Origin of the sequence: Actinoplanes oryzae (assembly GCF_030757795.1) — a bacterium.
Lineage (GTDB): Bacteria > Actinomycetota > Actinomycetes > Mycobacteriales > Micromonosporaceae > Actinoplanes.
Genome location: NZ_JAUQWH010000014.1, coordinates 30,285 through 45,443 on the forward strand (window position 1 = coordinate 30,285; position 15,159 = coordinate 45,443).

Sequence of the window (15,159 nt, forward strand, 5' to 3'; positions counted from 1 at the left end):
CGCGCCCGACAGCCGAGCCGGGCACGCCCGTTAGTCGATCGGTGCCCGCGAGAAGTTCCCGGGCAATCTCAGCCGACCGGCAGGCGCACCTCGGCGCGCAGTCCCGGCGGTGGCACGGTCCCGCGCAGCGTCACCGTCCCGCGGTGCCGGCGCACCAGCTCACGCACGATCGCCAGCCCCAGTCCCGATCCCCCGGCGTCGCGCGCCCGGGCGTCGTCGAGCCGGGTGAACCGGTCGAAGACCCGCTCCCGGTCGGCGGCGGGGATGCCCGGGCCGTCGTCGGTCACCGCGATGATCCGGTACGCCCCCTCGCCCGCCACCTCCAGCCGCACGGCCGACGCCGCATGCCGTACGGCGTTGTCCAGCAGGTTCGCCACCACCCGCGCGAGCGCGTCGCGGTCGCCGAGCACCCGGTGCGGCACCGCCGGCCGCTCGTAGCCGACCGTCGGGTACCGGGCGGCGACCTCGGAAAGCAGCTGCCCGAGCTCGACCTCCTCGCGCGCGGGCGCCACGGGCCGTCCGCCGGCGTCGTCGGCGCGGGCGAGCAGCAGCAGGTCGTCGACGAGCCGGCTGAGCCGGTCGACGTCGGTGAGCAGGTCCCCGGCCAGCGCCGGCCAGTCCGTGGCGGCGGCGGGCAGGACCTGGGCGACCTCGAGCTCGGTGCGCATGTTGGTCAGCGGGCTGCGCAGCTCGTGGGCCGCGTCGGCGACGAACGCGCGCTGGCGGGCCCGGGCGGCGTCGAGGCGGTGCAGCATGTCGTTCAGCGTGACGGCGAGGCGGTGGATCTCGTCGCGGGAGTCCGGCTCGGGCAGCCGCCCCGGCCGCGTACCCCCGGTGATCTCCTCGGCCCCGGCCCGCAGCGCCTCGACCGGGCGCAGCGCCGCGCCGGACACCCGCCACGCGACCAGCGCGAGCAGCGCGATCAAGGGCGGGAAGGTCGCCAGCAGGGCGACCCGGAGCAGGTGCACGCTCTGGGTGAGGTCGTCGGTAGGGCGCGCGACGAGGACGGTCACGCGGGCGTCGGACGGGCCGGCGCGCACGGCGACCACGCGGACGCGGCCGTCGAGGCCGATGCGGGAGCCGGGGATGTCGGTGCCCTCGCGGTCGGTGAGCACTGTCAGCTCGCGCGGGTAGAGGATCGGCACGAGCCGGTCGGCGCCGGCGGACACGCTGAGGACCCGGCCGGCGGCGTCGACCACCTGGACGCGTACCGACGGGGCTGCCGGCACCGGGTCGGACAGCGAGCGGGTGTTCACCAGCGCGGCCACCGCGTCGGCCGTGTCGAGGGCCTCCTCGGTGGCCGTGCGCAGCAGCGCGAAGTGCATGGTGACGACCAGCACGACGCCGCCGCCCGCGAGCCCGACGACCAGGGTGGCCACGGAGACGAGCAGCAGCCGCGCCCGCAGGCTCAGGCGGCGCAGCCAGCGCACCTCAGGCCCCGGCCGGGGCGGCCAGCCGGTAGCCCGCCCCGCGCACGGTCTCGAGCCGGTCGCGGCCGATCTTGCGGCGCAGGTAGCCGGCGTACACCTCGACGGCGTTGGCGGCGGTCTGCTCGGCGGCGTCCCAGACGTGGTCGAGCAGCTCGGTCTTGGAGACCACCTCGCCGGGGCGGCGGATGAGGTACTCCAGCAGGGCGTACTCGCGGGCGGTCAGGGTGACCTCGGCACCTGAGACCGTCACCTTGCGCTGCGCGGGATCCAGCTCGATGTCGCCGTGGCGCAGCACGACCGGGCGCCGCGGCGTGCCCCGGCGCAGTAGCGCGCGCAGGCGGGCGAGCAGGACGACGTACGAGAAGGGCTTCGTCAGATAGTCGTCGGCGCCGCAGTCGAGGCCGTCGGCCTGGTCGTACTCGCCGTCCTTGGCCGAGAGCATGAGCACGGGCAGCCACTTGCGCTCGGCCCGCAGCTGCCGCACGACCCGGTAGCCGGACAGCCGGGGCAGCATGACGTCGAGGATCATCGCGTCGTAGTCGCCGTGGCGGGCCTTGTCGAGCCCGTCCTGCCCGTCGAGGGCGATGTCCACCGCGAACCCCTCGGCCTGCAACCCCCGCCGCAGCGCGACGGCCAGCCGTTCCTCGTCCTCCACCACAAGCACCCGCACTCCCCTACCTTGGCACGTGGGTACCACCACCCCGCAGCCCGTCCATCACGATGTCGAGCAGGTGCCGCGACCGGTTGGCGAAGTCGTCGTCGGGCAGCCGCCACAGGAAGCCGACGAGCAGCAGCACCTCGTCCGCGTCCACGTCCGGGCGCAGCGTGCCGGCCTCCTGACCCGCGCGCAGCAGCATGGTGATCGCCGCGGCGGTCCGGTCGTAGTACTCGCCGGACAGCTCCGCGCGGGTCGCCGCGTGCACGGCCTCGGCGACACCGTGCTTGATCCGCCCGTACGCGGCGAGCCGGTCGAACCACCGCCGCAGCGCCACCAGCGGTGGGTGCGCCTTGAGCAGCACGGGCGCGGCGCCGATGACCTCCTCGACGTCGTCGCGGTAGGCGGCCAGCAGCAGCGACTCCCGCGTCGGGAAGTGCCGGTACAGCGTGCCCTGCCCCACCCCGGCGCGCTTGGCGATCGACTGCAGCGTGGCGTCGCTGGACTCCTTGAGCGCCGCGCGGGCGACCTCCAGCAGGTGGGCTCGGTTGTGTTCGGCATCTCGGCGCGGGCTCACGGCACTCCTCTGGCGATCCGGACACGTGTCCGCTACGGTTGCCGCTGAAGCGGACACGTGTCCGCAATAGTAGCGGGAGGCACCATGAGCAAGGTCATCGCCGTCACGGGCGCGTCGGCCGGCATCGGATCGGCCATCGCCCGGCGACTCGCCCGCGCCGGGCACCGGCTCGTGCTGGGCGCGCGACGCGAGGATCGCCTCGAACAGCTCGCAACGGAGCTGCCCGGGGTCGCGTACCGGAAGACCGACGTCCGCGTCCGCGGCGACCTGGACGCCCTCGTGGCCCTGGCCCGCGAGCGCTTCGGCCGCCTCGACGTCCTGGTCGCCAACGCCGGCGTCGCCACCGTCGCACCCCTCGACGACCTGGCGGTGGAGACCTGGGAGGACATGATCGACATCAACCTCAAAGGCTTCCTGTACGGCGTGAGCGCCGCCCTGCCCGTCTTCCGCGCGCAGGACTCCGGGCACTTCGTGACGGTCGTGTCCACCTCCGGCCTGCGCATCGTCCCGGGCCAGGCGGTCTACGCGGGCACCAAGAACGCCGTCCGCACCATCTCCGAGGCCCTGCGCCAGGAGGCCGGCCCGTCGATCCGCGTCACCGCCGTCTCCCCCGGCTACGTGGCCACCGATTTCGCCGGCGGCCCGGCCGGGACCAAGCCCGAGTGGGCCATGCACCCCGACGCCATCGCCCAGGCCATCGCGTACGCCATCGACCAGCCCGCCGAGGTCGACGTCAACGAGATCGTGATCCGGCCGACCGCTCAGGGGTGAGCCCGTAGGGGGCTTTCTCAGCCTCGTCACAGGCGGTTGCTTGCAGGATGGTCCCCAGAGTCACCGACGAGGGGGAAAGTCATGAGCGTGTTCACGTCGAGGCCGGCACTGCGCTGGCTGGTGCCGGCCGCGGCGGCCGTGGTCGTCGTCGGGGGCGGTGCGGCCGCGGGGACCATCGCGGCGAGTGCCGACCCCACGCTGCCGGACATCACCGCGGCACAGCTGCTGACCGATGTGCAGAACGCGAAGGTGGACGGCATGTCCGGCACCGTCGTGCAGACCGCCGACCTCGGGCTGCCGGCGCTGCCCGGGCTCACCGGCTCGGGCGGCGGCCAGAGCGGCGCCGACCTGATGAACCTGGTGGCCGGCAGCAACACCGCCCGGGTCTGGTACGCCGGGGAGGACAAGGCGCGGGTCGCCCTGCTCAGCAAGCTGGGCGAGACCGACGTCATCCGCAACGGCCAGGACGTGTGGGTCTGGCGCAGCGCGCAGAACGAGGCCGCGCACCTCACGCTTCCGCAGGACGCCGGCCGGGACAAGACGCCCGAGGCTCTGCCGTCCGGCGTGCCGTCGACGCCGGCCGAGGCCGCCGACGCCGCGCTCAAGGCCGTCGACGCCACGACCGCGGTCACCACGACCGGGGCGGCGAGGGTCGCGGGCCGCGACGCGTACGAGCTGGTGCTCACCCCGCGCGACACGGCCTCGCTGGTCGGGCAGGTGCGCCTGGCGATCGACGGGGAGAAGAAGGTGCCGCTGGGCGTGGACGTCTACGCCAAGGGTGCCGACAACCCGGCGCTGCGCGTGTCGTTCCAGCAGGTCAGCTTCGAGGTGCCGGACGCCGAGCAGTTCAGCTTCAACCCGCCGGCCGGGGCGAAGGTGACCGAGTCCGGCGCCAAGGACCTCGAGAAGGCCGCCGCCGAGCACGAGAAGGCCGCCGAGCAGGCCGCCAAGGAGGCGCCCGAGGGCACGAAGGTCGTCGGCACGGGCTGGACGTCGGTGCTGGTCGCCAAGGTGCCGGACAACGACCAGGTCACCGCGGTCACCGAGACCCTGCCGAAGGTGAGCGGCACGTGGGGCAGCGGGCGCCTGCTGACCAGCGCCCTGTTCAGCGCGCTGCTGACCGACGACGGCCGGGTGCTGGTCGGCGCGGTCGCCCCCGAGAAGCTGTACGAGGTCGCGGGCCAGTGACCGACCTCGCGGTCGCCTCGCACGGGCTGACCAAGCGGTTCGGCAGCCAGGTCGCGGTGGACACCGTCGGCCTGGCTGTCCCGCGCGGGGCGGTCTACGGCTTCCTGGGACCCAACGGGTCGGGCAAGACCACCACGATCCGCATGCTGCTCGGCCTCGTCACGCCCACCTCCGGCACGCACGAGCTGCTGGGCGTGGCGATGCCGGAGGGCGCGGCGCGGGTGCTGCCCCGGGTGGGCGCGCTGGTCGAGGGGCCGGGCTTCCACCCGTACCTGTCGGGGCGGGACAATCTGCGCCGGCTGGACGCGGCCGACCGTACCGCGGAAGGCCGCACCTCCGGCGCGCGCATCGGCGCCGCGCTGGACCGGGTGGGGCTGGCGGCCGCGGCGGGCAAGCGCTACCGGACGTACTCGCTGGGGATGAAGCAGCGGCTCGCCCTCGCCGCGGCCCTGCTCGTCCCCCGCGACCTGCTCATCCTGGACGAGCCGACCAACGGCCTCGACCCCCAGGGCACCCGCGAGGTGCGCACGCTCATCGGCCGGCTCGCCGCCGAGGGCGCGACGGTTCTGCTGAGTACGCACCTGCTGGCCGAGGTGGAGCAGGTCTGCACGCAGGTCGGCGTCATGAGCCACGGCCGGCTCGTCGCCCAGGAACAGCTCGGCAAGCTCCGCGCCGACGCCGAGCCCCGGGCCCGCGTCCTGACCGACCGGCCCGGCGACGCGGCGGACGTGCTGCGGCGTACCGGGCTGGACGAGGTCGTGGTCTCCGCGGCCGAGGCGTCCGGCCGGCTCGGCGCGGTCCCGCCCGAGAAGGTCGTGGCCGCGCTGGTGCACGACGGCGTACCGGTGCGGGGCTTCACGGTCGAGACGCCGCGCCTGGAGGACGTGTTCGTGCAGCTCACCGGGAAGGGATTCGATGTCTGACCGCGCGGTCCGCTTCCTCGGCTCCGAGCTGGGCCTGATCGCCCGGCGCCGGCGCAACCAGGCCGGGCTCGCCGCGCTGGCCGCGGTGCCCGTGGTCGTCGCCGTCGCCACTCGCCTGGCCTCGCCGTCCGCGTCCTCCTCCGGCGGCCCGGACTTCTTCTCCCAGATCACCGGCAACGGCTTCTTCGTCGCGCTGGCCGGCCTGGGCGTGGAGCTCACGCTCTTCCTGCCGATCGCCATCGCCATGCTCGCCGGCGACGCCGTGGCCGGCGAGGCGCAACAGGGCACCTTGCGCTATCTGCTGACGGTCCCGGTCGACCGCATCCGCCTGCTTGCCGTCAAGTACGCCGGCATCCTCTTCGGCGCCTTCCTCGCCCCGCTCGTCGTGGCTGCCTCGGGCCTGATCTCCGGCCTGATCCTCTTCGGCGGCGGGGCGATCACCACGCTGTCGGGCTCGCAGATCAGTTTCGGCTCGGGGCTGCTGCGGCTGCTCGCCGTCTGCCTGTATCTCGGGGTGTGCCTGGCCGCCCTGGGCGCTGTCGGGCTGTTCCTGTCGACGCTGACCGAGCAGCCGCTGGGCGCCACGGTCGCGCTCGCGATGCTGACCGTGGCGAGCTTTGTGCTGGGGCAGATCCCGCAGCTGGACTGGTTGCACCCGTACCTGCTGACCCAGCACTGGCAGGACTTCGGCGAGCTGCTGCGCGATCCGGTGTCGCTGTCCGGGCTCGGGCCGGGGCTGCTGACCGCCGGGGCGTACATCGTGATCTTCCTGTCCGCGGCGTGGGCCCGCTTCGCCGGGCGCGATGTGACCAGCTGAGGTCAGCTGCGGAAGCGGCGGGCGAACTGGGCGGTGAACAGGTCGGCGCCCTTGCGCTCGCGGACCGTCTCGACGGACACCGGCGCCACGCCTCCCGGGGCGGGCATCTGGCCGGCGCCACCGCGCGTGCCGAGTGGGATCAACATGCGCCGGTGCGGCGACACGGGGTGCACGGCCTCGGGTCGCTCGCCGGCCAGCTGCGCCCCGATGTTGGCCACGACGGTCTGGGCCTGCTGCTGGGCGTAGCTCGCCATCTTCGGATCCGGCAGATCGACGATGTCACCGAGGGCGTACATGCGGTCGTACCCGCGGACCGTCAGCCGCTCGGTGACCGGGACCGTCCCCCGCGACGTCAGCTCCCCGCCGGGGAGCCAGCCGGTGTTGAGGCTCAGGCCGTACGTGCGGAACCAGATGTCCGCCGTGATCTCCTCCCCGCCTTCGGTGGCCACCCGGAACTCGCCGGCCCGGCCCGGCCCGACCGGGGGCGCGGAGGCCAGGCCGGCGCCGAGGCGCAGCTCGACGCCGGCCTTGTCGAGCTGGGTGCGCAGGTCGTCGCGTACCTCGGGCAGCAGGAAGGGCAGCAGCTGCTCGTTGCGGTCGACCACGACCACGTGCTTGTCCGGCCAGGCGTCATTGATCTCTCCGGCCAGCTCCAGGCCGACCGGCCCGGCGCCCACGATGAGTACGCGACCGGCGCCGGCCAGCTGCTCGTGACTCGCCCGCAGATCGGCCAGCGCCTCGGCGGTGTCCGTGACCCCGGGCCGCGGCTTGCCCGGAAAGGTGTAGCCGGACCCGGTGGCGAGCACCACGTAGTCGGCCTCGACCCGGCCGCCGGAGGCGAGCGCGACGCCCCGCGCGTCCACCGAGACCGCCGCGTCCCGGACGAAGCGCCCGCGGGTCAGCAGGGTGTCGAACGGGAAGAAGATCCGCGGCGCCCAGTCCGGCCGGGTCAGCGCGCGGAGGGAGCCGGCCGCGTTGACGAAGGCGTCCCGGGGGTCGATGAGCACGACGTCCGCCACGTCGTCCAGCTCGCGGGCCACGAGAGACCCGCCATATCCCCCGCCTACAACTGCCACTGTCCGGCCCATGCCCGCCTCCTTGTTTGGTTCGGTGGCCGAACTTTATTGGTTCGGGCGCCGAACTACAAGAGAGTTGGCGGTCAGTTTGGTTGCCGAACTTTTTGCAGTTCCCCGTGAAGCTGCTTGCCTCGAGGCACTGCTTTCTCGCGGCGGCGCCGGGCCTTCTCGGCGGCGTCTACACCTGCGCTTCGCGCCGGTGTAGCGGGCCGGTCAGGCGTCGGTGGCGTCGACGTCCATGAAGATGGCGGAGACGTTGTTGTCCTGGGCAACGCGGGCGAGCAAACTGGTGAGCGTCTCGAGCTCCGCCGCCGTCAGCGACGCGGGGAACTGCTCGATCTGCCGCTTCGTCTTCGTGTAGAACCCGTCGGCGACCTCGCGCCCCCGCTCGGTGAGCGCGACGCTGACCACCCGCGAGTCGTGGAAGCCCGCCTCGCGCCGCACCAGCCCGTCGCGCTCCAAATTGTTGACCAGTCCGGTGACGGTCGACTTGGCGAGGCCGAGCACCACGCTCAGGTCCCCCATCCCGAACGGTTGCGCGCGCAGGCAGCAGAGCAGCTGCCCCTGCTGGGACGAGATGCCGAATTCGCGACTGTTCTCGGCGTAGGCCCCGTTCACCAGAAAGGCGGCCCGCACCAGCGCGGTCGAGAGCCCGATCCGCCCACCGTTCCCACCCACGCCGCCAGCCTACCGCCGCCCCGCAGAACCACCCGCCACGAGCCGCCGCGCCGCCGCCCGCCGCGCGCCACCGCCACCACGCGCCACGAGCCGCCGCGCCGCCGCCCGCCGCGCGCCAGCGCCACCACGCGCCATGAGCCGCCGCGCCAACGCCATCGCCCGCCGCGCGCCGCCGGCCGCGTCGATGCGCCACCGCTGCCGTGGGAGCGCCCTCGGCCGCCGCAGGTTCCGGCGGCCACCCGGCATCGCTCGCGGCCCTGGGGGCTTACCTCTCGCTGCGAGGCGAAGGTCACGGGGTGCAGGAGGCTCGGCGCGGATAGCGTCGGGGCATGAGGATTGCGCTGACGGGTGGGTCGGGGTACATCGGGTCGGCGCTGGTCGCGGAGCTGACGCGCGCGGGGCACGAGGTGACCGCCCTGGTGCGGTCGGGGGCGGCTGCGGACAAGGTGGCCGGGCTCGGGGGCCGGCCCGTCGTGGGCGACCTGTTCGAGCCGGAGTGGGTGGCGGGCCAGTTCGCGCAGGCGGACGCCGTGGCTCATCTCGCCGCCACCGGGGACGCGACGACGGCGCAGCTCGATCGCGGTGTCGTGGCGGCGGCGAAGGAGGCCGGGCGGCCGTACGTGCACACCAGCGGCATCTGGCTGTGGGGTGACAACCCGGCGATCACCGAGGAGTCGCCGGTGTCGCCGCCGGAGCTGACGGCGTGGCGGATCCCGGTCGAGGAGACCGTGCTGACCTCCGGGCTGGTGGTTTCGATCGTCGCGCCGGGCATCGTGTACGGGCACGGCGGCGGCAGTGTGGCCGGCAGCTTCGCGGCGGCGCGCACGGCCGGCGGGAAGGTGCCGCTGGTCGGGGACGGGTCGCAGCACTGGACGACCGTGCATGTGGACGACCTTGCCGTGCTCTACCGGATCGTGCTGGAGCGGGGCGAGGGCCTCGGCTACGTGATCGGCGCCTCGGGCGACAACCCGACGGTCCGCGAGCTGGGCGAGGCCGTCGGCGACGTGCAGCCCGAGACGCCGGAGGAGTCCCGGGCCCGCCTCGGCGACAGGCTCGCCGACGCGTTGCTGCTCGACCAGCGGGCGGCCGGGGCCAAGGCACGCTCGCTGGGCTGGACTCCCTCCCGCCCCTCCCTCATCGACGACCTCCGCCGCTGAGCAGACCTCCGCTGCCGCCGGCCGGCCCAGCAAGCCACGGCCAACGGCAGGGAGCCAAGGCCGGCGGCGGCGACCCACGGACGACGGCAACGAGCCACGGCCAGCGCAGGGAGCCACGGCTGGCGGCAACGAGCCACGACCGGCGCAGGGAGCCACGGCCGACGGCAGCGAGCCACGGCTGGCGCAGGGAGCCACGGTCGGCGGGGAGTATCCGTCGCCGGCGGGCTCAGCGGCATCCGAGATGGCGAAATTGCTCAGGCGAAACCTTCATCCGCCGCCGCCCGCCGCCGATGGGTCCGGGCGTGAACCCCAACCTGCCGTCCCCGGGCACTCAGCTCGTGCACGTCGGCCGGCAGCCGATCTTCGACGAGACCGGCGATGTCGTCGCCTACGAGCTGCTGTTCCGCGGCAGCATGGACGCCGTCGAGGCCGGCCGGCGCGACACCTACGCGACCAGTCAGGTGATCGTGAACGCGTTCACCGAGTTCGGCATCGACGAGGTCGTCGGCGACCGGACGTGCTTCATCAACATGACGCGCGAGTTCCTGACCGGCGAGCTGGTGCTGCCGTTCGGGCCCGAGCACGTGGTCCTCGAGGTGCTCGAGACCGTCGACGTGGATGACGACGTCATCACGGGCGTGACCGCGCTGGTCGAGCAGGGGTACCGGATCGCGCTGGACGACTTCGTGTGGGGGTCGGGGCACGAGCGTCTGCTGCCGCTGGCGTCGTACGTGAAGCTGGACCTGCTGGGCGGTGACCTCACGCATCTGGACGAGATCGTCGAGGCGTGCCGCGCGTACCCGGACATCAAGATCGTCGCCGAGGGGCTGGAGACCGGCGAGCACGTCGCGCTCAGCAACAAGTACGGCTTCGAGCTGCGCCAAGGATACGTACTCAGCCGCCCGCAGGTCCTCACCGCCGCCAGCCTGACGCCGTCGAAGTTGCGCCGGCTGGAGCTGCTCGGGGCGCTCAGCGCCAAGGACGCCGACCTCGACAAGATTCTCAAGATCATCGCGGGTGACCCGGCGCTGACCATGCGCGTGCTGCGGGCCAGCAACTCGGCCGCGGCGGGGGCGACCAGCCGCGTCTCGTCCGTACGCCAAGCCGTGGTCATGCTCGGCCTCGCCCACATCCGGCAGTGGGCGATGCTCATGGTCGTCGACGACGTCGCCGAGGCCACCGAGACGCAGCTGGCCGACGCCCTCACCCGGGCACGCCTGTGCGAGAACGTCGCCTCGGCGTTCGGCGCGGCCCCGGACGCGGCGTTCATGGCGGGCCTGATCACCGCGGTGGCGCAGATGCTCGGCATGACGCCGGCGTCGATGGCCCACCAGCTGCCGCTCACGCCGGAGATCGAGTCGGCCCTGGAGCGCGGGGCCGGGCCGCTGGGGCAGGTGCTGCGGGTGGTCAACGCGTACGAGCGGGGGGATCTCGGCGAGGTCGCCGCCGCGTACGCCGGGCACGACCTGTCCGGCACGGTGGTGGCCGCGATGCGCTGGTCCGCCAAGGCCGTGGCCGCGACGCAGGGCGCGGCCTGAATCCACCGGCTCGGCGGGAGCGCGACGCGATGGTCCGCCATCGCCGTGGCCGCAGGACGGGGGCGCGGCCTGAATTTGTAGGCTTCGAAGCATGAGCGCCTTTGCCAGCCCGGTTGACGTTGTCACCTACGGCGAGTACGTCCCGGGTGACGTTGTCACCTTCCCCGGTCGCGTCACGGAGGCTGCGGCCGGGCGCTACCACTTGTACGGCGGCTGGTTCTGCCCGTGGTGGCATCGCGTCGCGATCACCCGCGCGCTGTCCGGCCTGGATGACGTTGTCACCATGTCCTTCGTGGACGGCGAGCGGGACAGCCGCGGCTGGGCGTTCCGCGAGCAGTACGGGCCCGATCCGGTCAACGGCTTCACGCTGCTGCGCCAGGCGTACGAGGCGACGCAGCCCGGCTTCCGCGGCCACGTCTCCGTCCCGGCGCTCTGGGACCGGGCGACCTCGCGGCTGGTCAGCAACGATCCGAAGGCGATCGGCCTCGACTTCGCCACGGCGTTCCGGGGCGTGGCGACGCCGCTGATCGACACGTACCCCGAGGACCTGCGCGCCGGCATCGAAGAGCTCGACTCCTGGATCGGCCCGGCGGTCAACCGCGGCACGGGACCGGCGCGCACCTCCGGCGTCGCCCGGGAAACGCTTCTCGAAGCCTTCGAGCGGCTCGACTCCCGGCTCTCCGCCTCCCGCTACCTGCTCGGCGACCGGCTCACCGAGGCGGACATCCGGCTGTGGGTCACGCTGGTCCGCTACGACGTGGGCGCCAATGCACACCGTGAGATCAACGCGGGGCTGCACGTGTACCCGCACCTGTGGGCGTACGCGCGTGATCTCTACACGCTGCCGGCCTTCCACGAGACGACCGACTTCGCCGCCTTCAGCGCACCGGACGTGGACCTCCCCGACTGGTCAGCGCCGGCCGACCGCTGAAAGGCCGCCGGATGACCGGACTCAGGCGACCTCCGCGATCCTTGCGCTGAGAAAGGCCCGTTCCGCGGCGTCGTCCGTCAGGAGCAAAGCCTCCCTGTACGCCGTCAGCGCCTCGTCAGCACGCCCGGCACGCCGCAGGAAGTCCGCCCGTGCCGCGCTCAGGTACGCGTAGGTCGCCAGCGCCGGCTCGTCACGCAGCGGCTCGAGGGCGGCGAGTCCGGCGAGCGGGCCGTCGCGCATGCCGATCGCCACGGCGCGGTTGAGGTCCACGACCGGGTTCGGCCACAGGACGCGCAGGACGTCGTAGAGCCCGCAGACTCGGCCCAGTCGGTCGCGGCGAGGCTCGGGGCTTCGGCGTGGACGGCGGCGATGGCGGCCTGGACGGCGTACCGATGCAAAGGGCGCCGGGCGAGAGCCGCGCGCACGACGGTGACCCCCTCCCGGATGCGCGCGTGGTCCCAGGCTGCGCGATCCTGGTCGCCGAGCAGGACGAGCCGGCCGTCCTGGACAGGGCGCCGGCTGTCGGTCAGCAGCAGCAACGCCAGCAGGCCGAGCACGCCCGGGTCGTCGGGCAGCATACTGTGCAGCGTTCGGGCGAGCGCGATCGCGCTGTCGACCAGGTCGCGCCGGGCCAGGTGCCCGGTCGTGAAGACCAGATGGACGACGTCGAGCACGGCGGGCAGCCGGACCGGCAGTTCCTCCGGCGACGGCACCCGGTACGGGATGCGCGCCGCCGCGATCTTCTTCTTCGCGCGGGTGATCCGGGCCGCCATCGCCGGCTCGCGCACCAGGAACGCGCGCGCCACCTCGGCGGTCGTCAGCCCGCACAGCAGCCGGAGCGTGAGCGCCACCCGGGCCTCGGCGGGCAGCGCCGGATGACAGCACGTGAAGATCAGGCGGAGCCGGTCGTCGCGCACCGGAGCGGCCGGCTCGTCGACGACCAGCAGCGGCAGGGCGCGCCGGAGCAGCACCTCGCGGCGGGCCAGGTCGAGCGCCCGGTTGCGCGCGACCGTCGTCAGCCACGCGCCGGGCCGGGCGGGGACACCGTCGCGGGGCCAGACCTGCAGAGCCCGGGTGTACGCGTCCTGGGTGCACTCCTCGGCCAGATCCAGGTCCCGGGTGACGCGCACCGTGGCGGCGAGCACGGCGGCCCACTCGCTCCGGTGCGCGTCCGCCAGCGCCTCCTGAACCGTCACCGCGCGCCCGCGCAGTCGCCGTCAGCTGACACCGTCACCTCACGTCCCCGAAGGAGGCTGGCAGCTGACACCGTCACCTCGCGGCCCCCGATGACTCCGGCAGCTGACGATGGCGTCACGCCAGCTGCGACGACGGTGCCGGCCGACGGTGTCATCGTTCGACCAGGGGGCGGATCTCGATGCCGCCGCTGGACTCCGCGATCTCGGGCAGGCGGCCGGCCAGCTCGATCACCGTGTCGAGATCGGGCGCCTCGAGCAGGTAGTACCCGCCCAGCACCTCCTTGGTCTCGGGGAACGGCCCGTCGGTCGGCACCGCCCGCCCGGCCACCCGCTCGCGCACCGTCGTCGCCGTGGCCGACGCCTCCAGCTGGGCGCCTCCGACGAGCGCCGGCCCGGCCGCGGCCGCGAAGGCAGCATGAGCCGCGTGCTTGGCCGCCAGCTCCTCGGGACTGTGCGCCTCCCACTCCCGCTCGTCGCCGTAGATGAGAACCAGGTACTTGGCCATGTCGTCTCCCTCTAGCCGGTGTCGTTCATCATGTCCGACGAGCGGGATCGGGCCGGATCGACAAATCGCTGGACCGGTTTCCCGCGGGCCGATAGTTTCCGGCTGTCCGTGACACCACCCGAGGAGGTGAGACCCATGACCGCTGGATCGATGTGGGTGCTCACCGTTTCGTCACGGCCGGGAGCGCCCTGAGCGACTCCCGGAAGGCAACTCTGTGAACGACGTCATCATCGCCGGCTGCGGGCCGGTCGGTGCGCTGCTGGCCGCCGAGCTGCGGCTGCACGACGTACGGGTGCTGGTGCTCGAGCGTCAGGCCGAGCCCGTCTCGTACGCCCGGATCGTCAGCCTGCACACCCGCAGCCTCGAGCTGCTGGCGATGCGCGGGCTGCTGGACCGCCTGCTGCCACACGGACGGCGGCGCCCGGCCGGGGCCTATTTCGCCGGCATCGACAAGCCCGCGCCCGCCGGCCTCGATTCCCCGTACGCCTTTCTGCTGGGCATCCCGCAGCCGGTGCTCGTACGCCTGTTGGAAGAGCACGCGATCGCCTTGGGCGCGCAAGTCCGCAAGGAGTGCGCGGTGACCGGCGTCGAGCAGGACGACCTTGGGGTGACCGTCACACTGGACTCCGGGGAGCAGAAGCGGTCGCGCTGGCTCGTCGGGTGCGACGGCGGCCACAGCACGGTGCGCAAGCGGCTCGGGATCGGTTTCCCCGGCGAGCCCTCGCGCCACGAGACCCTGATGGGCGAGTTGGCCGTGGCCGAGCCCCCGTCCGGCGTGCCGGACAAGCGGATCGACATCAGGCCCGTGGGCGGCGGGTTCTTCCGCGTCATCGTGCCCGCCGGGCCGACCGTGACGGCGACGATCGAGGACTTCCGGCACCAGTTGCGCGCGATCGCCGGAACCGACTTCGGCGTCCACTCGCCGCGGTGGACGTCCCGCTTCGGCGACGCCACGCGGCTGGCGTCGTCGTACCGTGCCGGGCGGGTGCTACTGGCCGGTGACGCCGCGCACATCCACCCGCCCGCCGGCGGCCAGGGCCTCAACCTCGGCCTGCAGGACGCGGTCAATCTCGGCTGGAAACTGGCGGCCCAGGTGCGTGGCTGGGCTCCCGGGACACTGCTCGACACGTACGAGACCGAGCGCCGACCGGTCGCCGCGGACGTCCTCGACAACACCCGTGCGCAGGTGGCGCTGCAGTCCGACGAGCCCGGCGCGCGCGCCCTGCGCCGGCTCGTCACGGAGCTGATGGACTTCGACGAGGTCAACCGCTTCCTGCTCGGCAGGACCACGGCAACCGACATCAGGTACGACTTCGGCACGTCCGGCGACCTGATCGGCCGGCGCCTCCCCGACGTCGCCGTGAGCGGAACAAACTTGTACAGCCTGCTGCACCACGGCCGGGGGCTCCTGCTCGACCGCACCGGGAACCTGTCCCGCGGCGCCTGGTCGAACCGGGTCGATCTGCTCGCCGACCCGTCAGCCGCTCTCGACGCGCCGGCGGTCCTGCTGCGCCCCGACGGCCACGTCGCCTGGACCGGAGACGACCAGCGCGACCTGGACGATCATCTGTCGCGCTGGTTCGGCCCGTCGTAGCCGTCCTCCCCGCGCCGGCGCACCCTGGTGAGCTGTCGTTCAGTACGGGCCGTGCCAGCACGCACCGCGCAGCGCCGAAACCCAAGCGCGCTCGCGCAGTGCGGAGGTCCAGGCGCGCTCGCG

At 73.4% G+C, this 15,159-nt stretch carries 14 protein-coding genes and 1 pseudogene; 8 read left to right on the forward strand and 7 right to left on the reverse strand.

Translation table 11 applies throughout. The features are described from left to right. Nucleotides 1-68: 68 nt before the first annotated feature. The 3 genes from RBH18_RS07420 to RBH18_RS07430 are packed head-to-tail and all read right to left on the reverse strand — an operon-like array spanning nucleotide 69 to nucleotide 2,662. Complete coding sequence (locus RBH18_RS07420) at nucleotides 69-1,430, reverse strand: sensor histidine kinase (RefSeq protein ID WP_372338882.1); 1,362 nt, start codon at nucleotides 1,428-1,430, stop codon at nucleotides 69-71. 1 nt (nucleotide 1,431) lies between these two features. Continuing rightward, nucleotides 1,432-2,100 carry a response regulator transcription factor gene (locus tag RBH18_RS07425; protein WP_306205210.1) on the reverse strand — a complete coding sequence of 223 codons (669 nt, stop codon included), beginning with the start codon at nucleotides 2,098-2,100 and terminating at the stop codon, nucleotides 1,432-1,434. 4 nt (nucleotides 2,101-2,104) lie between these two features. After that, nucleotides 2,105-2,662, reverse strand: a complete 558-nt coding sequence (locus RBH18_RS07430; protein WP_306205211.1) for a TetR/AcrR family transcriptional regulator — start codon at nucleotides 2,660-2,662, stop codon at nucleotides 2,105-2,107. Between the two features lie 84 nt (nucleotides 2,663-2,746). On the opposite strand from RBH18_RS07430, the gene RBH18_RS07435 reads away from it, so the two are divergent. From RBH18_RS07435 to RBH18_RS07450, 4 genes are all read left to right on the forward strand, one after another. Continuing rightward, nucleotides 2,747-3,433: an SDR family oxidoreductase gene (locus tag RBH18_RS07435; protein WP_306205212.1), complete on the forward strand. Its 687-nt coding sequence runs from the start codon at nucleotides 2,747-2,749 to the stop codon at nucleotides 3,431-3,433. 81 nt (nucleotides 3,434-3,514) lie between these two features. Further along, nucleotides 3,515-4,621, forward strand: coding sequence for a LolA family protein (locus tag RBH18_RS07440; protein ID WP_306205213.1), 1,107 nt, complete (start codon nucleotides 3,515-3,517; stop codon nucleotides 4,619-4,621). Continuing rightward, nucleotides 4,618-5,544: an ABC transporter ATP-binding protein gene (locus tag RBH18_RS07445; protein ID WP_306205214.1), complete on the forward strand. Its 927-nt coding sequence runs from the start codon at nucleotides 4,618-4,620 to the stop codon at nucleotides 5,542-5,544. Before RBH18_RS07440 ends, RBH18_RS07445 begins: the two co-directional genes overlap by 4 nt. Next, a complete protein-coding gene (locus RBH18_RS07450) occupies nucleotides 5,537-6,361 on the forward strand; it encodes an ABC transporter permease (RefSeq protein WP_306205215.1) in 825 nt (274 codons plus the stop codon). Before RBH18_RS07445 ends, RBH18_RS07450 begins: the two co-directional genes overlap by 8 nt. 2 nt (nucleotides 6,362-6,363) lie before the next feature. Here the strand turns inward: RBH18_RS07450 and RBH18_RS07455 are convergent, their stop codons facing one another. Continuing rightward, nucleotides 6,364-7,449, reverse strand: a complete 1,086-nt coding sequence (locus tag RBH18_RS07455) for an NAD(P)/FAD-dependent oxidoreductase (RefSeq protein ID WP_306205216.1) — start codon at nucleotides 7,447-7,449, stop codon at nucleotides 6,364-6,366. Between the two features lie 201 nt (nucleotides 7,450-7,650). Continuing rightward, a complete protein-coding gene (locus RBH18_RS07460; RefSeq protein ID WP_306205217.1) occupies nucleotides 7,651-8,115 on the reverse strand; it encodes a MarR family winged helix-turn-helix transcriptional regulator in 465 nt (154 codons plus the stop codon). Nucleotides 8,116-8,444: 329 nt separating this feature from the next. Between RBH18_RS07460 and RBH18_RS07465 the strand changes: the two genes are divergently transcribed. The 3 genes from RBH18_RS07465 (at nucleotide 8,445) to RBH18_RS07475 (ending at nucleotide 11,741) form a co-directional block, all read left to right on the forward strand. After that, the gene (locus RBH18_RS07465) at nucleotides 8,445-9,272 is read left to right on the forward strand and encodes an NAD-dependent epimerase/dehydratase family protein (RefSeq protein ID WP_306205218.1); all 828 of its coding nucleotides are present in this window, start codon (nucleotides 8,445-8,447) and stop codon (nucleotides 9,270-9,272) included. A gap of 302 nt (nucleotides 9,273-9,574) precedes the next feature. Continuing rightward, nucleotides 9,575-10,810: an EAL and HDOD domain-containing protein gene (locus RBH18_RS07470; RefSeq protein WP_306205219.1), complete on the forward strand. Its 1,236-nt coding sequence runs from the start codon at nucleotides 9,575-9,577 to the stop codon at nucleotides 10,808-10,810. 91 nt (nucleotides 10,811-10,901) lie between these two features. Then, complete coding sequence (locus RBH18_RS07475; RefSeq protein WP_306205220.1) at nucleotides 10,902-11,741, forward strand: glutathione S-transferase C-terminal domain-containing protein; 840 nt, start codon at nucleotides 10,902-10,904, stop codon at nucleotides 11,739-11,741. Nucleotides 11,742-11,762: 21 nt separating this feature from the next. Here the strand turns inward: RBH18_RS07475 and RBH18_RS07480 are convergent. Continuing rightward, nucleotides 11,763-12,886 (reverse strand): annotated as a pseudogene (locus RBH18_RS07480) (RNA polymerase sigma factor). Nucleotides 12,887-13,088: 202 nt separating this feature from the next. After that, nucleotides 13,089-13,442 carry a YciI family protein gene (locus RBH18_RS07485; protein WP_306205221.1) on the reverse strand — a complete coding sequence of 118 codons (354 nt, stop codon included), beginning with the start codon at nucleotides 13,440-13,442 and terminating at the stop codon, nucleotides 13,089-13,091. Nucleotides 13,443-13,656: 214 nt separating this feature from the next. On the opposite strand from RBH18_RS07485, the gene RBH18_RS07490 reads away from it, so the two are divergent. Then, nucleotides 13,657-15,036, forward strand: coding sequence for an FAD-dependent monooxygenase (locus RBH18_RS07490; RefSeq protein ID WP_306205222.1), 1,380 nt, complete (start codon nucleotides 13,657-13,659; stop codon nucleotides 15,034-15,036). The last annotated feature ends 123 nt before the right edge of the window (nucleotides 15,037-15,159 follow it).

Excerpts from the sequence above, each read along its gene's own strand:
- RBH18_RS07455 (WP_306205216.1), bottom strand. The coding sequence starts at position 7,449 with ATGGGCCGGACAGTGGCAGTTGTAGGCGGGGGATATGGCGGGTCTCTC.
- RBH18_RS07440 (WP_306205213.1), top strand. The coding sequence starts at position 3,515 with ATGAGCGTGTTCACGTCGAGGCCGGCACTGCGCTGGCTGGTGCCGGCC.
- RBH18_RS07435 (WP_306205212.1), top strand. The coding sequence starts at position 2,747 with ATGAGCAAGGTCATCGCCGTCACGGGCGCGTCGGCCGGCATCGGATCG.
- RBH18_RS07450 (WP_306205215.1), top strand. The coding sequence starts at position 5,537 with ATGTCTGACCGCGCGGTCCGCTTCCTCGGCTCCGAGCTGGGCCTGATC.
- RBH18_RS07465 (WP_306205218.1), top strand. The coding sequence starts at position 8,445 with ATGAGGATTGCGCTGACGGGTGGGTCGGGGTACATCGGGTCGGCGCTG.
- RBH18_RS07475 (WP_306205220.1), top strand. The coding sequence starts at position 10,902 with ATGAGCGCCTTTGCCAGCCCGGTTGACGTTGTCACCTACGGCGAGTAC.
- RBH18_RS07485 (WP_306205221.1), bottom strand. The coding sequence starts at position 13,442 with ATGGCCAAGTACCTGGTTCTCATCTACGGCGACGAGCGGGAGTGGGAG.